The 20,653-nt window shown below is 64.3% G+C and carries 19 protein-coding genes; 9 read left to right on the top strand and 10 right to left on the bottom strand.

What is annotated here, in order from left to right; genetic code table 11:
- Nucleotides 1-66: 66 nt before the first annotated feature.
- The 9 genes from KRR38_RS20610 to KRR38_RS20650 all read left to right on the top strand — a co-directional run bounded on the left by KRR38_RS20610 (nt 67) and on the right by KRR38_RS20650 (nt 9,369).
- Entirely contained in the window at nt 67-1,215 is a 1,149-nt protein-coding gene (locus tag KRR38_RS20610) for a murein hydrolase activator EnvC (protein ID WP_254514898.1), read from the top strand.
- A gap of 96 nt (nt 1,216-1,311) precedes the next feature.
- Nucleotides 1,312-2,655 carry a S41 family peptidase gene (locus KRR38_RS20615; protein WP_254514899.1) on the top strand — a complete coding sequence of 448 codons (1,344 nt, stop codon included), beginning with the start codon at nt 1,312-1,314 and terminating at the stop codon, nt 2,653-2,655.
- Nucleotide 2,656: 1 nt separating this feature from the next.
- Nucleotides 2,657-3,145, top strand: coding sequence for a disulfide bond formation protein B (locus tag KRR38_RS20620; RefSeq protein ID WP_217405073.1), 489 nt, complete (start codon nt 2,657-2,659; stop codon nt 3,143-3,145).
- Nucleotides 3,142-3,678 carry a demethoxyubiquinone hydroxylase family protein gene (locus tag KRR38_RS20625; protein WP_254514900.1) on the top strand — a complete coding sequence of 179 codons (537 nt, stop codon included), beginning with the start codon at nt 3,142-3,144 and terminating at the stop codon, nt 3,676-3,678. Before KRR38_RS20620 ends, KRR38_RS20625 begins: the two co-directional genes overlap by 4 nt.
- Nucleotides 3,679-3,785: 107 nt before the next feature.
- Complete coding sequence (locus tag KRR38_RS20630) at nt 3,786-4,388, top strand: hypothetical protein (protein WP_217405075.1); 603 nt, start codon at nt 3,786-3,788, stop codon at nt 4,386-4,388.
- A 570-nt stretch (nt 4,389-4,958) separates the two neighbouring features.
- Nucleotides 4,959-5,498, top strand: a complete 540-nt coding sequence (locus tag KRR38_RS20635; RefSeq protein ID WP_217407377.1) for a TolC family protein — start codon at nt 4,959-4,961, stop codon at nt 5,496-5,498.
- Nucleotides 5,476-6,039 carry a TolC family protein gene (locus KRR38_RS20640; protein WP_217405078.1) on the top strand — a complete coding sequence of 188 codons (564 nt, stop codon included), beginning with the start codon at nt 5,476-5,478 and terminating at the stop codon, nt 6,037-6,039. Before KRR38_RS20635 ends, KRR38_RS20640 begins: the two co-directional genes overlap by 23 nt.
- Complete coding sequence (locus KRR38_RS20645) at nt 6,036-8,195, top strand: ATP-binding cassette domain-containing protein (protein ID WP_217405080.1); 2,160 nt, start codon at nt 6,036-6,038, stop codon at nt 8,193-8,195. The genes KRR38_RS20640 and KRR38_RS20645 overlap by 4 nt, the downstream gene beginning before the upstream one ends.
- Nucleotides 8,196-8,214: 19 nt before the next feature.
- Nucleotides 8,215-9,369: an HlyD family efflux transporter periplasmic adaptor subunit gene (locus KRR38_RS20650; protein WP_217405082.1), complete on the top strand. Its 1,155-nt coding sequence runs from the start codon at nt 8,215-8,217 to the stop codon at nt 9,367-9,369.
- A 6-nt stretch (nt 9,370-9,375) separates the two neighbouring features.
- Here KRR38_RS20650 and KRR38_RS20655 read toward each other — a convergent pair whose 3' ends face one another.
- The 10 genes from KRR38_RS20655 to KRR38_RS20700 form a co-directional block, all read right to left on the bottom strand.
- The gene (locus KRR38_RS20655; RefSeq protein ID WP_217405085.1) at nt 9,376-11,025 is read right to left on the bottom strand and encodes a glycosyltransferase family 39 protein; all 1,650 of its coding nucleotides are present in this window, start codon (nt 11,023-11,025) and stop codon (nt 9,376-9,378) included.
- A gap of 74 nt (nt 11,026-11,099) precedes the next feature.
- Nucleotides 11,100-12,083 (bottom strand): TylF/MycF family methyltransferase, encoded by a 984-nt coding sequence (locus tag KRR38_RS20660; RefSeq protein WP_217405087.1) that lies wholly within the window; start codon nt 12,081-12,083, stop codon nt 11,100-11,102.
- 18 nt (nt 12,084-12,101) lie between these two features.
- Nucleotides 12,102-13,484 (bottom strand): hypothetical protein, encoded by a 1,383-nt coding sequence (locus tag KRR38_RS20665; RefSeq protein ID WP_217405089.1) that lies wholly within the window; start codon nt 13,482-13,484, stop codon nt 12,102-12,104.
- A complete protein-coding gene (locus KRR38_RS20670; protein ID WP_217405091.1) occupies nt 13,481-13,870 on the bottom strand; it encodes a GtrA family protein in 390 nt (129 codons plus the stop codon). Before KRR38_RS20670 ends, KRR38_RS20665 begins: the two co-directional genes overlap by 4 nt.
- A gap of 1 nt (nt 13,871) precedes the next feature.
- Entirely contained in the window at nt 13,872-14,828 is a 957-nt protein-coding gene (locus KRR38_RS20675; protein WP_217405093.1) for a glycosyltransferase family 2 protein, read from the bottom strand.
- Nucleotides 14,825-15,895: a hypothetical protein gene (locus KRR38_RS20680; RefSeq protein ID WP_217405095.1), complete on the bottom strand. Its 1,071-nt coding sequence runs from the start codon at nt 15,893-15,895 to the stop codon at nt 14,825-14,827. Before KRR38_RS20680 ends, KRR38_RS20675 begins: the two co-directional genes overlap by 4 nt.
- A 14-nt stretch (nt 15,896-15,909) precedes the next feature.
- Entirely contained in the window at nt 15,910-17,439 is a 1,530-nt protein-coding gene (locus KRR38_RS20685) for an SLBB domain-containing protein (protein WP_217405096.1), read from the bottom strand.
- 121 nt (nt 17,440-17,560) lie between these two features.
- Complete coding sequence (locus KRR38_RS20690; protein WP_217405097.1) at nt 17,561-17,893, bottom strand: hypothetical protein; 333 nt, start codon at nt 17,891-17,893, stop codon at nt 17,561-17,563.
- Between the two features lie 107 nt (nt 17,894-18,000).
- Nucleotides 18,001-18,690 carry an HAD-IA family hydrolase gene (locus KRR38_RS20695; protein ID WP_217405098.1) on the bottom strand — a complete coding sequence of 230 codons (690 nt, stop codon included), beginning with the start codon at nt 18,688-18,690 and terminating at the stop codon, nt 18,001-18,003.
- A complete protein-coding gene (locus KRR38_RS20700; protein ID WP_217405099.1) occupies nt 18,690-20,558 on the bottom strand; it encodes a thiamine pyrophosphate-binding protein in 1,869 nt (622 codons plus the stop codon). The genes KRR38_RS20695 and KRR38_RS20700 overlap by 1 nt, the downstream gene beginning before the upstream one ends.
- Nucleotides 20,559-20,653: the final 95 nt, after the last annotated feature.

Here is a 20,653-nt window from a genome sequence, read left to right on the forward strand (position 1 = left end):
CGACCACTTTTATACTTTATCCTGCCGATGAGCGTGCTCGCGGGGGTCTGGGCGTTTGGGGCGGCCATGGCGCAGCAGACCTACGACGATGCCGCCGATGCGCGTCGCGCGCTGGCGGACGCGCGTTCGCAGGGCGCAACGGCGCGTGAACGGGCGGAGCGGCTCGAGGCCGAGGCGGCCCGCGTGTCGGCCGTCGCCGATCGCACCGCGCGCGAGGCAGCCGCCGTCGCCGCGCGCATCCAGCAGACCGAGGCAGACATTGCCGAGCATCAGGCGCAGGCCCGGCTGATCGGCCGCGAACAGGCGGTGCTGCGCGCGCGGCTGGCCGAGCGGCAGCAACCCGTGGTGCGGCTGACCGCGGCGCTGCAGCGGCTGTCGCGGCGGCCGCCGGCGCTGGCGCTTTTGCGCCCCGGTTCGGTACGCGAGACGATGTACATGCGCGCGCTGCTCGCGACGATGTTGCCTGAAGTTCAGCGCCGCACTGCCGCGCTGCGTGCCGAAATCGACCGGAGCAAGGCACTGCAGCAGCGCGCCGAAGTTGCGCAGCGCAACTTGCGCGAAAGCCAGGCCATGCTGACCGCGCGGCGCAAGACGCTGGCTGCGCTCGAAACCCGCCAGCGGCTCGATTCGCGCAGCGTCACCGGCGCTGCCGACCGCGAGGCCGAACGCGCGTTAGCGCTGGCCGAGCAGGCGCGCGATCTCGGCGCCCTCACCGAGGAACTGCGCAAAGCAGGCGCGGTGCGCGACGAGCTTGCGAGGCTGCCCGGCCCGGTAATGCGTCCGGCACGGCCCGAGGAAGCGCAGGTTGCTCAGACCGAGCAAGCGCCGACCGAGGCCGCCGTGGGTCTATCCGGCTATCTGCTTCCCGTCGCAGGCCGGCTGGTCAGCGGCTTCGGCGCAGCGCAGCAGCAAGGCGGCGCGCTGGTCCGCGGCATCGCGCTGGCGCCCCGCGGCGGTGCCCAGCTCGTCGCGCCCGCTGCGGGCCGCGTCGCTTTCGCCGGGCCTTATCGCGGCTACGGCAATATCGTCATCATCGAGCATCCCGGTGGCTGGACCTCGCTGGTCACCGGCCTTGCGCGCCTCGATACCAGCGTCGGCGCGCCGCTGCTCGGCGGATCGCCGCTCGGTATCGCCGGGCCCGGCCAGCCAATCGTCACGATCGAGCTGAGGCGCGACGGCCTGCCGGTCAATCCGTTGGAATTCGTAGGGCGGTAATGGGGGCCGGTAACGGGATCGGGCGCCCTGTCCGGGCCATCTGGCGTTCATCCCGCGAGGGCGATACAAGCACCATTCATGTTTGAAAGACTCCCGATGTCCAAGCTTGCTTCCATCGCCCGCGCGACCATGCTGGTCGGCGCCGTTGCCCTCATTCCGGCGGCGACGCAGGGTCTTGCCGCGGTCGACAGCCGCTCGGGGCCGCAGTTCGGCCGGCTCGTCGCGATCTACCAGCTGATCAAGCAGAACTACGTCGACAACGTCGACGACGACAAGCTGGTCAAGGGCGCGATCAACGGCATGCTCGAAAGCCTCGACCCGCATTCGTCGTTCCTCGACGGCCCGAGCCTGCAGCGGCTGGAGACGATGATCGACGGCAACTATTCGGGCCTCGGCCTGTCGGTCGTGATGGACGACGGCGCGGTCAAGGTGGTTTCGCCGTTCCGCGGCAGCCCGGCCGAGCAGGCGGGCATCAAGGCGGGCGACTACATCACCCACCTCGACGGCAAGCTCTATTACGGCGGCGACCTCGACGAGGCCGTGGCCAAGATGCGCGGCCAGGCCGGCACCTCGATCCGCCTGACGATCTTCCGCTCGGGTCGCGACGAGCCTTTCGACGTGACTGTCACGCGCGGCGTGATCCAGCTCCAGCCGGTGACCTCGAAGCTCGACGGCACGGTCGGCGTGGTCACGGTCAATGAATTCTCGCGCGATGTCGGCAAGTACGTCGACGAGGCGATCACGAAGATGAAGCGCGACACCGCCGGCAAGCTGTCGGGCATCGTGCTCGATCTGCGCTCCAACCCCGGCGGTTCGCTCGACGAGGCGATCGCGCTGTCCGACCTGTTCCTGACCTCGGGCGACATCGTTTCGCAGCGCGGTCGGATCGCCAGCGAGAATGAATATTACAAGGCCGAATCGGTGTTCAAGGGCGACGTCGCCAAGGGCCTGCCGATCATCGTGCTGGTCGATGCGGGCAGCGCCTCTGCCTCCGAGATCGTCGCCGGCGCGCTACAGGACCAGGACCGCGCGGTGATCATGGGCGAGCGGACCTTCGGCAAGGGTAGCGTCCAGTCGATGTTCACGCTCGACAAGACCAGCGCGGTCAAGCTCACCACGGCACGCTACTTCACGCCTTCGGGCCATTCGGTGCAGGAAGGCGGCATCGAGCCAGACATCCGCGTGCCGCAGCTGTCCGATCCCGATGCGCGCAAGCGCTCGGAACGCGCTCTGCGCGAATCCGACCTGCGCGGGCACCTGATCAACGAGGTGAACCTCGAGGACAAGCAGCTCGAGACCGACAAGCAGGACGATCCGCGCTTCCGCCTGACCGCGGAACAGCTCAAGGCCAAAGGGATCACCGACTTCCAGCTGACCTACGCGATCGACACGCTGCGCCGGACCGCCCAGCCGGGCCTGCTCGCCGCGCGCAAACCCTAACATGGCGGTGGGGGAAGCGGCGCTCAAGCAGGCGCGCGGGATTGCACTGGCAACGCCTCTGGCGCTGCTCGGCGGCGCGTATATCGGGCAATATGCCTTCCATCTGTTCCCCTGCGAGATGTGCTGGTGGCAGCGCTATGCCCATTTCGCGGCCCTCGCACTGGCGGTTCTGGCCTTTGTCGTCCCGACTGGAAAGCGATCATTCGTCTGGCTGGCGGCGCTGGCGATCGCCGTTTCGGCGGTGATCGGCGGGTTTCATGCCGGGGTCGAATATCACTGGTGGGAAGGTTTCACCGCCTGCACCACCTCGGTTACTGCCAAGGGCGGCGATCCGCTGGACGCGATCATGAACGCCCCGCTGATCCGCTGCGACGCGGCGCAGTGGGAGCTGTTTGGCATTTCGCTGGCCGGATGGAACTTCCTCTTTTCCGGCGTCGCCGCGCTGGCGGTCGTGCTACTGCTCGGGCGTAGCGCGAAGGGAACGGCATGAGCGAGGCACAGCCCAAAAATTCATTGGCCGACACGTCCATCATGCTTCGTGTCGACCAGGCGGGCGAATATGGCGCGACGCGGATCTATGCGGGCCAGCTCGCGGTGATGGGCAACCGCACGCCGCGTGCGGCCGAAATCGCCGCCATGGCCGTTCAGGAAGCCGCACATCGTGCGCGGTTCGACGCCCTGCTGGCCAAGCGCGGCGTGCGACCGACAGCGCTGCAGCCCTTGTGGAGCGTTGCCGGTTTCGCGCTCGGCGCGGCGACCGCGCTGGTCGGGCCTGAAACTGCGATGGCCTGCACGGCAGCGGTCGAGGAGGAAATCGACCGGCACTACACGCGCCAGATTGAGGCGCTGGGGGACAGCGATCCCGAGCTATCCGGAATGATTGAGGAATTTCGCGCCGACGAACGCGCGCACCGCGAAGCTGCGCTGGAGGCGGGTGCGGAAAGGGCTCCGGCCTATCCGCTGGTCTCCGCGGCGATTCGTCTTGGATGCCGCGTCGCGATCCGGCTGTCGGAGCGTATCTGACGCTGCCGCGGAACGATGTACTGACTCGGCCGCTTCAGTTATCATTCACTGCCGACGACCCTATATCGTTGGAGCCACTCGGACCGACCAGACAAGGAAACGATGCCGTGCCACGCCTTTCTCTAGCCGCCGCAGCCGTTGCCCTGGTTTCCACACTTCTGCTTTCCCCCGTTACGGCCGCAGCGCAGGCGGCCGGCCCGGCGGCGCCCTCGGGGGAGGACAAGGTCAACATGCTCATCGTCTATGGCGACGACGAATGCCCGCAGCCGAAGGGGGACGAGATCACCGTCTGCGCGCGCAAGAGCGAGAACGAGCGCTATCGCATCCCCGAAGAGCTGCGCGGTTCGCAGTCGCCGGCCAACGACGCCTGGAACAACAAAGTCATGGCCTATGAGACGGTCGGCAGGTCGGGCACGCAGAGCTGCTCGCCGGTCGGCCCGGGCGGAGCGACCGGCTGCGTCCAGCGCCTGATCGACAAGGCCTATGCCGAAAAGGGCCAGAATCCCTCGATCCGCTTCGGCGAACTGATCGCCGCCGAGCGTGCGAAGCGTCTTTCGACGATCGATGCCGATGCGGCCGCCACCCAGGCGCGCGTCGAGCAGGCCGAGCGCGACTACGATGCCCGCCGTCAGGCGGAAGAGGCCGGCAAGGCCGCTCCGGCGCCGGCAGTGCCCGCCCAAACCCCTACAGGTTCTCCGGCCGGCCAGTAGAACCACAACATCTCGTAGTTTCCGCATTCGATTGCGGCGCGCAGTTCATTATTTGCATGCGCTGCAACGGTTAACTATAGTTGGCCGCAGGCTCGCAGCCGTGCGGGCGGCGTCGCTTCGGCTACGGTGACGCCGGAAGCATCTGCGGAGTAGTCGGTATTTTGCCGGCCGCGTCTGAGGGGACAGGCGCGTGACGAGATTATCCAATATGACAATCAGCCATCTCGGAGCGCCTGCGTTTGAATCACCGTCCCGACGTCAACCGGCCGGCAACCGGCAAGCTCCGCGCGAGCGTCGGACGATGACCCGAATGACTTCCCTGGCTGCGCTGACCTGCGCGGCGGCCTGTCTTGTTGCTGCTGCGCCGCCCGTGCAGGGTCCTCCGGCCCCCGCTGCCCCTGCCTATGGTCCCCCGTCGGACAGTGACGTTGCGATCGCGCCGGTCGCGGCGCCGCCCGGGATTCCTCCGGCGTTGCTGGAGGCGGCGGCAACCGCGACCGAGAACTATCCGTCGATCCGCAATGCCGAAGCCGAGCTTCGCGCTTCGCGGACGGACCTGCGCAGCGCGCACTGGCTGCGCTTCCCCAGCGTTCAGGTCGAAGCCCTGGCGCTGCGGGGGGCAAGCCGGGCTATGATGACCCGTTCACGGCCAATATCGTCGGCGAGCAGCCGATCTACAATTTCGGCAAGCTCGACGGGACGATCGACCGTGCCCGTGCGACCATGCTCATGCGCGTCGCCGCGCTCGACCAGACCGCGCAGCAGGTGGCGATCCAGGTATCCGACGCGTTCTATAACCTGGCGCTCGCGGCCCGGCGGACGGCCGTGCTAGAAAGCGGTCTGGAACAGCATCGCGCGCTGCTCCAGACGATCCAGAACCGCGTTCGCCAGGAAGTCAGCCCGCAGGCGGACCTTGACCTTGCCATGTCACGCACGGCGCAGCTCCAGCAGGATCTCGAACAGGCCAAGGCCGCGCGCAGTTCCGCGCTCGCCCAGCTGGTCCAGCTCGTCGGCACCAATAGCCAGGACTTCGGCATGGTGCCCGAGTACGATGCGGTAACGATGCATCCGAGCGATCAGGGGGGCCATGGCGCGCGCGCTCAATTGTGACCCGGGCCTCGCGCGGCTGCGCGGGGAAGTGCTCATCGCCCAGGCCGATGTCAGGGTCGCCAGGGGGGCGATCATGCCCGAAGTGGTGGGGCAGGTGTCGCAGAACGAGATCACCGGCACGCGCGTGGGCATCGTCCTGCGCGCGCAGACGGGGAACGGCCTGTCGAAGCTCACCGATGCCGAGGCAGCGCGCACCCGGGTGGATGCGGCGCTGTTCAACGTCGCCACGGCCGAACGCGAAGTACGCGAACAATTGCAGCTCGATTTCGTCAACAACCGTTCGGCGCGCGAGCGAGCGGCGGCGAACACGCAGGCGAGCATGACTTCGCAGCTCGTCACCGAAAGCTACAAGCGCCAGTTCATCACCGGCCGCCGCACCTGGCTCGACGTGATGAATGCATCGCGCGAAGCAACGAATTCTAAACTATCCGTGGCCGAGGCCGAGACGTCGGCCATGGCTTCCAATGCGCATATCTGGCTCAGGACCTGTGGCTGGCAGCCGAGGCCGCTCGACAGCGGTCTCCCGGGAGCAAAGAAATGACGACAGATACCAGCCTCCGCGGCGCCGTGGAGCATTTCGCCCACGTCAAGGGCACGGCACTCGCGCCCAAGTGGGATGACGGTCTCGACGACGCGGATCTCGGCCTCGGCGCTGAGGACCTCGCCGTGCTCTGTGCGCGGCTTGCCTGGCCTGCACCGGCACAGCTTCACGCCAGGCCGCGCGCCGATCAGTTCCCGCTTCTCGTCTACGACCGGGCGATCGGCTGGGCCGTGGCCGAACAGTGGGAAAGCGATACGCTGATCCGGCTTTCGGGCCTGCATCTGCCGTTGCTCGACTACGGCGAAGACCTGGCCTTCTTCGACGTCGCCTTCCCCGATCCGCTGCAGCAGGGCCAGGAGACGCCGAAAGCGATCTCGATCTTCTGGCGCGCGATCATCAAGCGCAAGTCGGTGCTGGTCTCGGCGACTCTGGCAACGGTCTTCGCCAATATCATCACCCTGGTGACATCGCTCTATTCGATGCAGCTCTACGACCGGGTCATTCCCAACGGCAGCGGCAGCTTCTCGACGCTCTGGGTGCTGACGATCGGCGTGATCGCGGCGCTGTGCATCGATTTCATCCTGCGTACGGTGCGCTCGATCATGATCGAGCGCGAGGCGGCCGAAATCGACGCCGAGGTTTCCGAATACTTCTTCGCTCGCGCGCAGGCCGTCCGGCTCGATGCCCGTCCGCCGGGCATCGGCACGATGGCGGCGCAGTTGCGCGGGCTCGAGCAGGTGCGCGGGATCATGTCCTCGGGATCGCTGTTCCTGCTGTCGGACCTGCCCTTCGCGCTTTTCTTCATCGTCATCATCGCCCTGATCGGCGGGGTGGTGGCGATCATTCCGGTCATCGCGCTGCCGATCTCGCTCGGTCTGGCCTTCGGCCTGGCCAAGATGATCCGCATCGGCACCGACCGCGCGCAGGTCAGCAGCAACCGCAAGAACGGCCTGCTGGTGGAATCGCTCGACGCCGCCGAATCGATTAAGGCCGGGCGCGGCTCGTGGTTTATGCTGGCGCGCTGGAACCGGCTGCTGCGCGAGATCCATCACTACGAGGATCCGGTCAAGCAGCGGTCGGCCGCGGCGGCCACGGTCTTCGCGACGATGCAGCAGCTCGCCTATGTCGGCATCATGGCGGTAGGCGCGGTCGAGGTCGCCGCGGGCAACATGACCTCGGGCGCGCTGCTCGCCTGCTCGATCATCTCGGGCCGGGTCAACGGCCCTCTGATCGCCATGCTGCCCGGGCTGATCGTGCAGTGGGGCTATGCGTCCTCGTCGCTGCGCGCGCTCGACGGCATCCTCAAGCTTCCGCTCGATCGCACTTCGGGCGAAAGCTCGCTGCGGCCGGGCAAGATCGAAGGGCCGATGGTGCTTGAGCGGATCCGCTTCGCCTACCCCGGCGCGCGCGAGGGGCTCGACATCGGTCGGCTCGAATTCCGCCCCGGAGAGCGCATCGCGGTCATCGGCGGCGTCGGTTCGGGCAAGACCACGCTGATCCGCATCATGTCGGGCATATTCGACGCTCAGCAGGGCACGGCCAAGCTGGCCGGCCTCGACATGACGCAGATTGCCGACGACGTGCTGCGCCAGCATATCGGCTATCTTCCGCAGGAGTACCGGCTGATAAACGGCACCCTGCGCGACAACCTGCTGCTCGGCCTGCCCAAGCCCAGCGACGAGACGGTCATGGAAGCGGCGAAGAAGACCGGCCTGATCCAGCTCATCGCATCGCATCCGCTGGGGCTCGACCTGCCGATTCAGGAAGGCGGCCGCGGGCTCTCGGGCGGCCAGCGCAGCCTCGTCGGTCTCACCCGCCTGCTGATGGCCAACCCGCGGATCTGGCTGCTCGACGAGCCCACCGCCAATCTCGACCAGAACAGCGAAGTCGCAGTGCTCGCCGCGCTCGACCAGGCGATCGGGCCCGACCAGACATTGGTGATCGTCACCCACCGCCTGCAACTGCTCGCGCGCGTCCAGCGGGTGATCCTGATGGGCGGCGGCAAGGTCATGCTCGACGGACCGACCAACGAAGTGATCCAGAAGCTTCAGGCCAAGCCGACGCCGCCTGCGCGGCAGGCCAAGATCGCACCCGCCGCCGGGTCTCCGCCGGAGTCGCCCACCGCACCGCCCGTCTCGGGCACCTTCGGCCGCTAGTTCCAGGAAACGCAGCACCATGTTCAAAGCGTCTCGGACTTCGACCTGGGTCATCGCCACGATCGCGGTGACGATCGTGCTGTTCATCCTGTGGTCGCTCTGGGCCGAGCTCGATCAGGTCACCCGCGCGCCGGGCCGCGTCGTCCCGATCGGCCGCGTCCAGATCGTCCAGAGCGCCGACGGCGGCGTGATCAGCGAGATCCGCGTACGCGAGGGCGACAAGGTCACGCGCGGCCAGCTGCTGGTGACGCTCGACAAGGTCAAGCTTCAGGCCGCGGTGACCGAGGCACGCGCCAAGGTCGCCTCGCTGCAGAGCGCGATGGTCCGGATCCAGGCCGAACTCTATGACCGGCCGCTGACTTTCCCCGCCGGCCTCGACGGCTACCCGGACTTCGTGCGCAACCAGCGCGAGCTCTATTTCAAGCGCCGTGCTGCCCAGCAGTCCGATCTCGATGCCTTGCACTCGATGAAAGGGCTGATGCGCCAGGAGCTCGACCTCAACATGCCGCTGCTCAAGAGCGGCGACGTGGCCCGGTCGGAGATCATCCGCATGCAGCGCGGGATTGCCGACGTCGACGGGCAGATCTCGGGCAAGCAGGCCAAGTACATCGCCGACCTGCAGACCGAATATACCAAGACCGACGAGGACCTCGTCTCGGCGCAGCAGATCCTGGCGCAGCGCGAGGATTCGCTGAAAGCGACCGACCTCATCGCCCCGACCAACGGCATCGTGAAGAACGTCCGCCTGACCACGGTCGGCGCCGTGCTTCGTCCCGGTGACGAGGTGCTGCAGATCGTGCCCTCGGGCGAGCGGCTGATCATCGAGGCGCAGGTCGCGCCCAAGGACATCGCCTTCGTCAAGGTCGGCCAGCAGGCATCGGTGAAGTTCGACGCCTATGACAGCAGCGTCTACGGCGTCGGCCACGGACGTGTCACTTTCATCAGCCCCGACACGCTGAGCGAACAGCGCCCCGACGGCACCTCGGTCACCTATTTCCGGGTGAACCTCGAAGCCGATGCCAGCAGGCTGCGGCCGCGCCATCCGGGCGAGAAGATCGAGATCCAGCCCGGCATGACCGCGACAGCCGAGATCCTCACCGGCAAGAACACGGTGTTCCGCTACCTGACCAAGCCGATCACCAAGACCACGTCGGAATCGATGAGCGAGCGCTAAAGCGGGTCACCGCGGGAAGCGGATGATCCGGGTGACCGGGCCGCCGACCTTGCCATATTCGGGCGAGAACGTCGCGACGATCTGGCCGCGCGAAAGCATCTCGCGATAGGCGGCGTACTGCTCGGGGAAGGCCGTGCGTTCGGCCGCATAACGGTCGTATTGGGTCAGGATGGCATAGTCGGCGCGGCAGGTCTCGCGCATCGCCGGTGCGACCGTGCCGTAGTCGACGTTCGACCGGCCCTTCTTGCCGGCCTCGACCGTATGGAGCTGCACCTTGCCGTGGAGCATCGCCTTGGCGTCGATGCAGCCGGCGTCGCCGAGCGGGAAGATGAAATGCCAGGGCTCGGGCTGGAGATCGAAGGCGAAGTGCTCGACCAGCACCGTGCTGCCCGCCGCGACGTTGCGGTGCGCCCAGGCCGAGGCGAGCTGGCGCGTGTCGTTGAGACGCGCGCGCGCGTCGGCCGCCGCGCGCAGGCCTGGCTGAAGCAGCGCTAAGGCGAGCACGGCAGGAATTGCAGCGGCGGCGAATCGGGGTGAACTGCGCTGAGTAACCAGGGCACTCAGCGCGGCCAGACCGGCAGCACCGGCGATCGCCAGCAGCGGCATCAGCGCCAGAGCCCAGCGTTCCCAGACCAGGTTCTGGACGCAGAGCAGCAGGGAGAAGCCGAGTGAAACCGGCAACAGGACGGCCAAAGCCTCGCGCCGGCGGGCTATCATGACGAGACCCCAGGCGGCCAGGGCCAGCCCTATCACGCCAAAACCGGTCAGCACCGGCCCGCTCAGATACCACCAGGCGTTGTCCCAAGGCGCGCCGCCGGTTGCGCCAAGGTGGCGGATCTGCGCCTCGCCGCGCATGTTGCCGAGCGCGGTCCTGGAATCGAGCACGAGATAGGGCGAGATCAGCAGCAGGAAGCCCAGCGCCATGGCGCCCGACAGGGCCAGCCGTAACACGCTGCGGCGGCGGTCGGCGGGGTGGCTCGCCATGCGCAACGCCGCGACGCCACAAAGTGCCAGAGCGGTGATCGCATAGGGCCACTTGGTCGCTATCGCCGCACCCAGCCACAGCGCGGCCAGCACATGGTCGCGCCAGCGGTCATGGCGGGCGATGCGCAGCGCTGCCAGCATGCACAGCAGCATGAAGAAGCAGGCCATCATGTCCGAGCGGATCACCTGCGACCAGGTGACGTGCACCGGATTGACCGCCAGCAGCGCCGCGGCGGCGAGCGCGGTGCGCCGGCCCAACAGCTCTCTCGCCAGGAGATAGGTCAGGTAGATTGTCGCCAACGCGAAAACCGCCATGGCGATGCGCCCGGGCAGGATGACCCAGCTCGGATCGGCATAGATGGCATCGGCGAAGCTGCCGACCGTGGGGAACCGGCCCAGCAAATGGCCGATGCCGAATACGGCTGCAGTGACCAGCGCCAGTACGTACATCGTCGTGGTGGCGGGATGGCCGAACCAGCCGGGATTGAGCGTCGGCCCGCGGAGCATCTTGAGCGCGCCTAGCTCGAAGGTCAGCTCGTCGGGGTCGTTGAGTGCGGGCAGGCCGAAACGGATGCTATAGAGGCAAATGACGAGGGCGATGACGAGAATACCCGCGAGAACAATTCCGTGCCCGGGTGCACCCGCAGCAGCGGACGAATCTCGTGCAATCATCTGCCCCTCCGACCGCGCGCGGTCGTAAGGCGGGCGGGGAAGCACAAGGTCATCCAGGTCAGATAACTCACTCATCAGGGCTTCATCACGACAATAGAACCGGAAAAGTCAGGAAGTGGTAGCGTGCAGGCTGACGTTGTTGCGACGAAATCCTCCACCGCCTTGCGCACACCATTGTAGCGGCCGTTGTTGTAGTCATGAACGAAGATGAAGCCGCCAGAATTGAGTCGCTGGTAGAAGAATTCGAGGCCGGCAGCGGTGGGGTCGTGCAGATCGACGTCGAGGCTGACGAAAGCGAAGCGATCCTCGACACCTTCCGCCGTCGCAGGAAAGAATCCTTGGTGCACAACCACCCGCTCAGGCCGATGCAGCTTGCTCATCACCAGGTCGATGCTGGTGTTGGCGAAGTCACCAAGGCTCGCCCCGGAAAATCCCGAGTTCTCTTCGGCACCGAGATCGGCCTTGGCGAAGCCTTCGAACGTGTCGAACAGATGAAACGGCCGATCGGGGAAAAGCCGCGAGATCAGGTGAGCTTGATCACCACGGAACACGCCGAGTTCGGCCACTGAACCGGTGACGCCTCTCGATGCGATCTGTTCGGCGCAGAGGTTGAAGGTCTGGTTTCGGACGAAGTCGACCGGCCAGGCAGAGGCCTTTAGGTTCTCGCTCTCGAAACGGAGATACATCGTGGCGATGCCTGCGGCTGGCAGGTTGATACCCAAGCCCTGGTTCAGGCGAGTGATGTCGATATTGACCTGATCGACGAGCGTCGCGCTGGCGCTGGGGCAAAGCGCGAGGATCTTGTCGGGCGCGGCGCCGAGAGCGATCAACTGCTCGCGCACCGGATCGACCGCACCCGCGGTGATCACAAGTGCATCGTAATCGAGTCGTGCCAGCTCGGCGGCGGGCACAATTGATACCCCGCCCGCGCTTTGCCCATGACGCGCGGCGTCGTTATCGCCGATGGCGACGAGTTCGACATCGCCGGGAAGCAGGGTGAGAAGATCTTTCAGGCCGCTACCGGCGCCGAACGCCGCTAATTTGCGAAACTTCGTCATGACTATACCTTTTTGGGATCAACTATCGTTGCTCGTAGCCGCGGCGGGAATGGGGTGCTCCACCAGCGGCAGAATTGGGGCATCGTCGCGATAGCGCCAGCGACCTCGCCACCCCTGCTGGCGAATGTCTGTCCAAATGTCGCGGAGCGTTACGCAGGCGAGGCAGATGATAATGAGGTAATTGCCCACCAACCGCAGGAGCGAAGCGGCGCCAACGCCGTATTGGGTGATAACCCGGGCGCCCCCATCCCATAGCCAACTGGTCCGCACCATTGGTGCAATGTCGAAAATCACATACTCGGCGGGCAGACATAGTAGGTAAGCGACGAGCAAGGCGATCGGTCGGCCTACGCCGCGCCACGGTTCCATGAACACGAATATAAGAACAAGCAGTTGCGTGTAACCGCCGGCCTCTGAAGAACTGAGCGCCAGCGTGATAGCCAGGAATACCATGCGGTGAAGCGGGACCGCTTCAGGCCGCAACCAGGCTGCCACAGCAGCCAGGACGATCAGTAACTGAGTCGTCCGCAGATATCCGGTGACGACTATCAGCAGAATATCGACAACATTCGAATCCAAGATCGTCGTGATCGGGAAGGTCTCTCCCTTGAGCAGCGAGATCGCCGGGATAAAACTGCCGGCATACCATAGATCGAGGAAACCGCCGGCGCCAAAACCGCCGACATAGGTCGTGACGTTCCGAACGATCTGGCTTGGCGAGCCCTCGCCGAGGAACAGCCAGGTGACGATATAAACCGCCGCTCCGAACAGCAGCATGCCTTCGGTCTGGGACCACTTACGCCGAAGCAACGGCGCAAACACCGCGCCGATCAGGTAAATCTTGAAGTTCAGCGCGACGCCGCCGAAAAACCATCGCAGGCGTGCCGATCTCAGCAAGGGGCCGAAGCCCAGTAGCACCGCGGGATAGGTGAACAGCAGCAAGTTGCCGCGCTCGAATGCAAAGATCATCGGAAAGCCGAAGGACAGGGCAAAGGCCCGCGGAATATAGGTCTCCCGGTCGTGCTTTCGGAACGTTAGGAAGGTCAGTATCGCGTTGACCAGGACCATGCCCAACAAGGCATAAATGCCGATGTGATCACAATCGCGTGCCCATTCGCTTTCGAACTGGGGATAGCAGCTTGGCTTGCTGAAGATGCGCAGGATGATGAAAGACAGTGGCGGATAGATGGTGCCGGCAATATCATATGCACCGGGCTCGTGCCCCCAGACAACCAGCGAGTACCAGTCCATGAAAGTGCCCCAGGGCTCGTAGAACCATGGCTGCGGCAGATAGTGGTATTTGAAGAGGAACCAGGCCGAATAGGCGAGCCCTGACAGAATGCCGCCAATGAAGGCATATTCCAGCCATAGCGATGCACGCCGGCGCCGGACCACTGTCATGCCTTGGCGGCCTTGAAGACGAACTGCTTGAGCACGAAATAATTGATGAACGAGACGATGACTACCGACACGAAACCGGCAAGATAGGGCGAGACGATGAACTGTGCGACCGATGCGAGCACGGCCAAGCCCGCCAGATAGTTGAAGGCGTAGGATAGCGTGAAACGCATTTTCGCCGAGGAGGCATCGCGGAAAACATGACGCCTGTAGCTGATGTAGTTGAAGGCGACGCCTATGCAGTGTGATAGGAGTTGAGCTGCGAACATGTTGATGCCCAGCCAGATCAGCAACGAATAGAGCCCGAAACCGAAGCCGGTGTTGACCACGCCAGCCTGGTAGTAGCGCCAGACCTCAAGCAGGCGGGCTCGGGATGGTCGTACAATCACGTCAGTAATTCGGGGGGAAGTTGATGCGCTCGCGCTCTATCACCAGCGGTGTGCGACGTGAACGCTCGGAAATAATTCGGATATTGTCGCCCAAAAGGCCAAGAAAACCGAACAGCAGCGCAAATTCGGCCTGGACAATAGCAGCGATGAACCACCCGGCAATAGGGCGGCCCAGAAAGAACGCGACGGTTCCGCCAATCAACATGACCACAGTCATCAGGGAACCGAAAGCGCCAATGTACATCGGCGCGCGCAACAGACGTTTCGATGAACCGGCCAGCGCAGACATTGCGAAATCGAGCAGCCCGAAGAAGTCGTTCTTTGATTTTCCCGCTGCACGCTCGGGGCGCGTGTATGGCAGCGTGACAACCTTGAAGCCGGTTTCCACCAGCATGCCGCGGAAGAAGGGTTCGGGTTCAGCCAGCAATCGGGTCGCGTCGACTACGCGCGCATCATAGATGCCGAAGCCGGTGGCGTTGGGAATGACCGGATAGTCGCCGAATTTTGCGGCGAGCCAGTAGGACAGCTTGCGCATGGTGCGCAGGACGGGGCCGGCTTTGCCTTCGCCCTGCCGAACGCCGAGTACGATGTCCGCTCCCGCACGCCATTGCTCGACCAGCTGAGGGATTAAGGCGGGCGGATCCTGGAAATCGGCCGCGAGGCCAAGTATCGCGCGCCCGCGCGCCTGATAGATCGCGTGGACCGGTGAGCGCATCTGGCCGAAGTTTCGCGTGTTGACGATTAACCGCACACGCGGTTCACGCGCGCAGATCGCCCGAACGATTTCCACCGTGCGGTCGGTCGAATCGTTGTCGATGAATATGACGTCGAAACTCAACCCGAGCGGCTCGAGTTCGGCGATCGCCGCCGCGACGATCGCCTCGGCGTTCTCTTCTTCGTTGTAGCACGGGATGATGACCGAGATATCCGGCCGCTCAGGCGTGTCCGTCGGGGTCATGTCAGCTTCCGATCCTGCAGCGGCGGACGCAGCGTGTAGAACTCGATAGCAATGCCGAGCAGCACTAGCAGTACGCCCATCATCAAGGGCGCGTAGTTGTATTGCCGGGCCGGATCGACATAGGCCGGCTCGAGCACACGCACGTTGATGTTCGAGGTCATGTCCTCGGCAGCGGTGCTTTGCAGGAACCGTCGATAGGTCTCGTGCAGGACCTGGGCGAACAGTAGATCCCGTCGCAGACGCTCGCCTCGCGTCGATTCTTTGACCACTTGGCCAACGGAATCCACTTTATCCGGCGCAATGGACTTCGCCTCGTCCAGTTGTGCCTGGAGTGCTTCGAGCTCTGCGAGAATCTGGCGCACGCGCATGTTGTCGTCAGTCGCAAACTGGCGCTGGGCAGCGAGTTCGACTTGTTTTGACTTGATCATCTGCTCGAGCACGGGAATCCGCTCGCCGATAGCGGTGATTGCGGCGAGAGGCTGGCCGTAGCGGGTCTGCAAGCGGAAGTTGTCGTAGTCGGTCTGCGCCTTCTGCAGCCGTTCACTGGCGTCAGCGACGATGTTGACCAGGATATCGCGCTTGAAGGTCGCTTGGTTGCGGCTGATCGTTGCGAGTTTCGCACTTACCGCTTCGCCATAGGCCGCCACGATCTCGCTGCCGAGCTTTCCGTCGCCGTATTGGATCTCGAACTGTATGATGCCGCCTCGCATCGATCGGACATCGACCTTTCGGTCGAGCCAGCGCAGGACATGGATCCGGTCCATGTCGAGCCTTTGGTTGAGTTTAAGCTTTTCGGCAACAGCATTGCGTACGCTGGGGCTGGCCGCGATCTTGAGCGCAACTTCAACCGTGGACTGGTTACCGAACACGCTGTTGAGAGCGCCGAGCTGACTCATGCCCGACGAGATGCTGAGACTTGGCGGGGCTTCAGGCGTCAGGCTCATCGCGGCACGCTTGCGTTCCGGGAAGAGTGTGAGCACGGCGCACAGCGCCACGAGTACCAAGATCAGCACACGGCGCTTACTTGGCTCGCGGAACACCGGCGCGTGCGTCAGTCGGCCGATCATGCTTTGCGCCTTCGTCACTGAATTGCGGCCACGGTCGCGGCACTCAGGCCGAGTTGGAACAGCGTCTGGGTGATATCCTTGAACTTGGCCCAGAATGTATTGCCCTGGGTTCTTACGGGCACGAAAATGATGTCACCAGGCAGTACGCGGGCCTTCAATGCTCCGCGCTTCTTGCTCAGAACCTCGCCATTGGCGCGGACAACGAAGATCGTGCCCTTGTCGGCTGCGCGGATCGTGCCGCCGGCCTGCTCGATATAGTCCTGCACACGCTTGGGACCGCCGGCGCCGAGGAGGAAAGAGGCAGGGCGATAAACCGCGCCGAACACGCCAACCGTATCGATCCGCGGCGGAACGACGATCCGATCGTTGTTCTCGAGAACGAGATTACCGGGCAACTGCGTCTCGTTGGGGGAGAGTTCCAGCACGAGCCGGCCATCCGGCTCGGCGCTGCGCAGTTTTTCCAGGAAGCCACGGACCGATGCGAGTTGCGCCTGACGGTCGCCGCCGTTGAATGACGTGTCTTGGGTCAGTGGGGCGGTGATCAAAACCTGCTCCATCTGGTCGATCGCGTCTCGATAGCTTTGGCGTTGCTGCGTACGTACCGTCTCACGGGTAAACCGGGTGCCGAAAACGAAAGCGCGCTGAGTCAGCCCGCCGGCCATTTCGATGACCGTCGAAAGCGGAGTGCTGGGCGGCACGTAATAGTTGCCGGGCCGATTGACCTCTCCTTCAAGCCGCACGATCGTCGATTGGCGATCGAGCGGCCGTACGAGCGAACCCTGCGGCAGTAACTGGATAATGTCGCCCGCTTCGGCTGTCTGGGTCGCCGCATCGCCGCGGCTGAGCTGGTGGTTCCAGCCGCTGTCGCGGTCGCGCAGGCGATAAAGTATCACACGTCCCCCGTCGGCGAGGTTGGTCGGGCCGCCCGCGATGCGCACCACGTCCTCGATCGTTTCGCCCGCACGCGCCTCGTAAACGGCCTCTTCGTTGACGCTGCCGACGACCGCGACCTGTTGCCCGACCGGCGGGATGAACAAGACGTCTTCGTTTTGCAGCAACGGATCGCGCGATTTGTCGCCCTTTCGTATAAGGTCATAGAGATCGAAATCGACGACCTCGCGGCCATTGCGATAGAGCTTGATCGAGCGGAAGCTGCCCCCTGCCGAAGGCCCGCCCGCGGCCAACACGGCATTGACCAGCGTCGAAAGGCTGTTGACCGTATAAGCCCCGGGATTGTTGGCGAATCCGGTCACGTAGACGCGTACGCCGCGCAGTTGCTGGATGGAGACCGCAACGTTGTAACCGCGGTACTGGCGGCCGACCGCGGCCACGAGGCGGTCCTTGAGGTCGCGATAATGCGTTCCGACAAGCCGGACGGCGCCTACGTTCGGCAGGATTATCTGGCCGTTGCGGTCGATTTCGAAATTGGCACTGCCTTCTACCGAACCGTTGAGCGAGATCGATATGACGTCCCCGACATTGAGCGCGTAGTCGGGAGGGATCGCTGAAGTTGCTGGAACTGCATAGTCGCGATTGCTGGGCAATAGAAGATCGCTGCCGAAGCGCTTCAGTTTGCGGCCGGTGACTTCCAGCAGCCAACGCTCGTATTCGCCGGGCGCTGCGGGCGGCTTGAGCCGAGGATTGCGAATGTCGAGAACATCGCTGTCAGGTCCGGGCGGAGCATTGGAGAGCGCAGCCGAGGGGGGATTGGGCGATGCCGCCCGAGATCGTCACGGGGGCGATGGGCGTCGTCGGCATGACGACGGTGCTCGTGCTTCGCTGCGGACCGTCCTGGCTCGTGCCGCGCTGGTTCTGGCTAGACTGCCCGCCATCGAGTGGGGAGCCGCTTGGCACGCCACCGTAATCGCCCATCTGTGCCCAGGCGACCTGTGAACAGAGCAGCGATAGCCCGACCGGCACCACCATGGCGATCCAGCAGAACCGGCGAAATCCGCGCGGCTTGCCCTTGGCCCCGCTCAGCAAACCTTCAGCAGTCATCGAATTTATGTCCACCCGAACTTATATCCGCCAGCGCCGCCGCCGGCACCTAACATGCGACCCGAACCTTGGCCATGATCAACATGGTGGCCGGATCGCCTCGATTTTCAGCCAGTCGCGCGAACCTGCGGCGCCCGTTCGTCCGATACCAGCCGATGCAGCACGGTCGGAAGTTCATCGAACCTCGCGAAGACGGCCGACACCGCTTCATTGGCGCAGCGATCTGGCTCGTAACCTCCCAAAAACAGTGCGAAGCGCAGCCCCGCAGCGGTCGCGGCACGCGCGTCGATGTCGCTGTCACCGATCATGATCGCGACATCTCTTCTTCCTGCCAAGCCTTGCAGTGCATGACGAAGCGGCGCCGGATCGGGCTTGCAGACGGCCAAAGTGTCGCCGCCAACGATCGCCCCGAAAAAGTGGGCGAGATCCAGTTGCTCCAGCAATAGGCGTGCGAGCTGCTCAGGCTTGTTGGTGACGACCGCGCAGGCGTGGCCGACCGACGTGAGCTTCGTGAGAGCGTCGATCACACCGGAAAAGATGATCTCGGGCTTTGGGGGTAGCCGGGTAAGAATCGCACGAAATGCAGCGACGTCGGCTTCGCTGTCGCCAGCGAGCAAGCCTAGAGTCTCGCGGACCAATGCCGGCGCGCCTTTGCTGACCAGGCGGCGGACGCGGGCGACATCAGCGGGCCCGCCACCACGCATCGCCGACAGCTCGGAAAGCGCTAACGTGATCGTGACCGCGCTGTCGACCAGGGTGCCGTCGAGATCGAAGAGAAGTGCTGCCGGCCGGTTCATCAGCTCATCAATGGAATGAGCATATTCGCCTCGAGTTCCTCGCGCGGAAGGAAGGGGGCGAGGTCTTCCAGCGGGGCGGTGACCATGGTGCCGTCCTCAAGCTTTTTCGACGAGAGCTTGGGCGCGAACTGCTGAGCCTTGTCGGTCATGATCTCGCAAATCGCAGGGCCCTCAGCCTCCAGCGTCCGGCGCACCGCATCGCGAATGTCCGAGTGGTCTGAGGTTCTAGTATAAGCGAAACCGAAAGCGGCGGCGATCTTGCCGAATTCGGGGAAGGTTACGCCCGAATCCGGACCGCAACCAACCGAAAAGCCCTGAAAGTGAGCCTGCTGCGACTGACGGATCGAGTGATAGCCTGAATTGTTGTAGAGGAAGATCTTGGCCGGGATGCCCTGACCGACGATCGTCTGAAGTTCCTGCAGGTTCTGCATGATCGAACCATCGCCCGCCATGCAGATGATGCGTTCGGGATAGGCGGATCCGGATTCCAAAGTCATGGCATGCCACGCGCCGATCGTCGCGGGCAGATCATAGCCCATCGATGCGGCTCCCGAGTTTGAATAGAGCCGCTGTCCCTTCTTGAGCCGAGCCGCTTGGACGGTGACCACAGCCGCGGTGGCATCAGCCATGACGACTACTTCGTTCTCCTCCAGCTGCTCGAACAGCGCCTCTGTGAAGCAATAAGGGTTCACAACTCCCTTGGTTTCCCAGTATTCGGGCAAGACCGGGTGGTATTTGGCGCGGCGCTCAAGCGCCCAGTCAAGATAGGCTTTGTGGGTCGTCGGCGCTTCGTAGCCCACGAGCGCGCGCTCGAGCGCGGGCAGGAAATCCTTGAGGTTCGCGTGGATCGGCATGTCGATCGACAGCGTCGGCTTGGCGAGTTCGGCGGCGTCGACGTCGACCATGATCTTCTTCGCAGCACGCGCGAAGGAGGCGAAATTGTAGCTGATCTGGCGGATGTTGAGCCGGCAGCCGAGCACGAGTACGCAGTCGGAGTTCTGCACCGCGAAGTTGCCCGGTCGATCGCCGACGGTGCCGGGACGACCGACGTAGAGCGGGTGTTCGTCTTCGACGAGGTCTTGCGCATTCCAGGCGGGCGCCACGCCGATCCCGAGCTTTTCGGCTACGGCGAGGAAACGGTCGTATTCGCCGCTGATGCGCACGCCGGTGCCGGGCAGGATCACCGGGCGTTCAGCAGCCTTGATCGCCGCGACGACGTCGCGCGCGGCCTGGTCAAGCGCTTCGCCGGTCAGCCATCCATATTCCGCTGGAAGGGCAAAGTCGCGGCCATAGCCTTCAAGCCGCGGATCGAAACCGTGGAGATCCTCGGTGTCGATCAGCGCCGACTGAACGTCGATCGGAATGTCGATCCAGACCGGACCCGGCCGGCCGGTCTCCGCCAGCCACAGCGCCTTTTCCAGGATATAGCGGATATCGCGCGGATCAGTGACCATTGCCGCGAACTTGGTGATCGGCTTGACCATCGAAACGATGTCGACTTCCTGGTCGCCGAGCTGGCGCAGGCGCACTGGCGCGTTGCTGGCCAGCGTCTCACGCTTTACTTGGCCTGATACGACGATCATCGCGATCGAATCCGTATAGGCGCCGTGCACACCGTTCAGCGCGTTGATGCCGCCTGGGCCGGTCGTAACGTTGAGTGCGGCGAGCCGTCCCGAGAGCCGCGTATAGCTCTCGGCAGCCATGGCCAGCGCCTGCTCGTGGTGGCAACAGACGTATTTCAGCCCATCGACCCGACCCATGGCATCGTTGAGATGCATCGCTCCGCCGCCAGTCAGCATGAACACGTGCCGCACGCCGTACTCGTGCAGGCGGCGCGCAATGTAGTCGGACAGGCGGATTTTGGTCATGGTCGTTCCTGAAAGCACCGAGCTCCAGCCCCGATAGAGTCGGGACCAGAGCTCCGCAAGCCTAGCAGTAGCCCTTAGCCGAGCCGGTAAAGGCG

Source organism: Novosphingobium sp. G106, assembly GCF_019075875.1.
GTDB lineage: Bacteria > Pseudomonadota > Alphaproteobacteria > Sphingomonadales > Sphingomonadaceae > Novosphingobium.

Bases quoted from the DNA above. Each gene is read 5' to 3' on its own strand.
- KRR38_RS20640 (WP_217405078.1), top strand. From the start codon at position 5,476: ATGGCGCGCGCGCTCAATTGTGACCCGGGCCTCGCGCGGCTGCGCGGG.
- KRR38_RS20620 (WP_217405073.1), top strand. From the start codon at position 2,657: ATGGCGGTGGGGGAAGCGGCGCTCAAGCAGGCGCGCGGGATTGCACTG.
- KRR38_RS20625 (WP_254514900.1), top strand. From the start codon at position 3,142: ATGAGCGAGGCACAGCCCAAAAATTCATTGGCCGACACGTCCATCATG.
- KRR38_RS20665 (WP_217405089.1), bottom strand. From the start codon at position 13,484: ATGACAGTGGTCCGGCGCCGGCGTGCATCGCTATGGCTGGAATATGCC.
- KRR38_RS20675 (WP_217405093.1), bottom strand. From the start codon at position 14,828: ATGACCCCGACGGACACGCCTGAGCGGCCGGATATCTCGGTCATCATC.
- KRR38_RS20610 (WP_254514898.1), top strand. From the start codon at position 67: ATGGCGCAGCAGACCTACGACGATGCCGCCGATGCGCGTCGCGCGCTG.
- KRR38_RS20650 (WP_217405082.1), top strand. From the start codon at position 8,215: ATGTTCAAAGCGTCTCGGACTTCGACCTGGGTCATCGCCACGATCGCG.
- KRR38_RS20655 (WP_217405085.1), bottom strand. From the start codon at position 11,025: ATGATTGCACGAGATTCGTCCGCTGCTGCGGGTGCACCCGGGCACGGA.
- KRR38_RS20695 (WP_217405098.1), bottom strand. From the start codon at position 18,690: ATGAACCGGCCGGCAGCACTTCTCTTCGATCTCGACGGCACCCTGGTC.
- KRR38_RS20615 (WP_254514899.1), top strand. From the start codon at position 1,312: ATGTCCAAGCTTGCTTCCATCGCCCGCGCGACCATGCTGGTCGGCGCC.
- KRR38_RS20680 (WP_217405095.1), bottom strand. From the start codon at position 15,895: ATGATCGGCCGACTGACGCACGCGCCGGTGTTCCGCGAGCCAAGTAAG.
- KRR38_RS20700 (WP_217405099.1), bottom strand. From the start codon at position 20,558: ATGACCAAAATCCGCCTGTCCGACTACATTGCGCGCCGCCTGCACGAG.
- KRR38_RS20645 (WP_217405080.1), top strand. From the start codon at position 6,036: ATGACGACAGATACCAGCCTCCGCGGCGCCGTGGAGCATTTCGCCCAC.
- KRR38_RS20690 (WP_217405097.1), bottom strand. From the start codon at position 17,893: ATGACTGCTGAAGGTTTGCTGAGCGGGGCCAAGGGCAAGCCGCGCGGA.
- KRR38_RS20660 (WP_217405087.1), bottom strand. From the start codon at position 12,083: ATGACGAAGTTTCGCAAATTAGCGGCGTTCGGCGCCGGTAGCGGCCTG.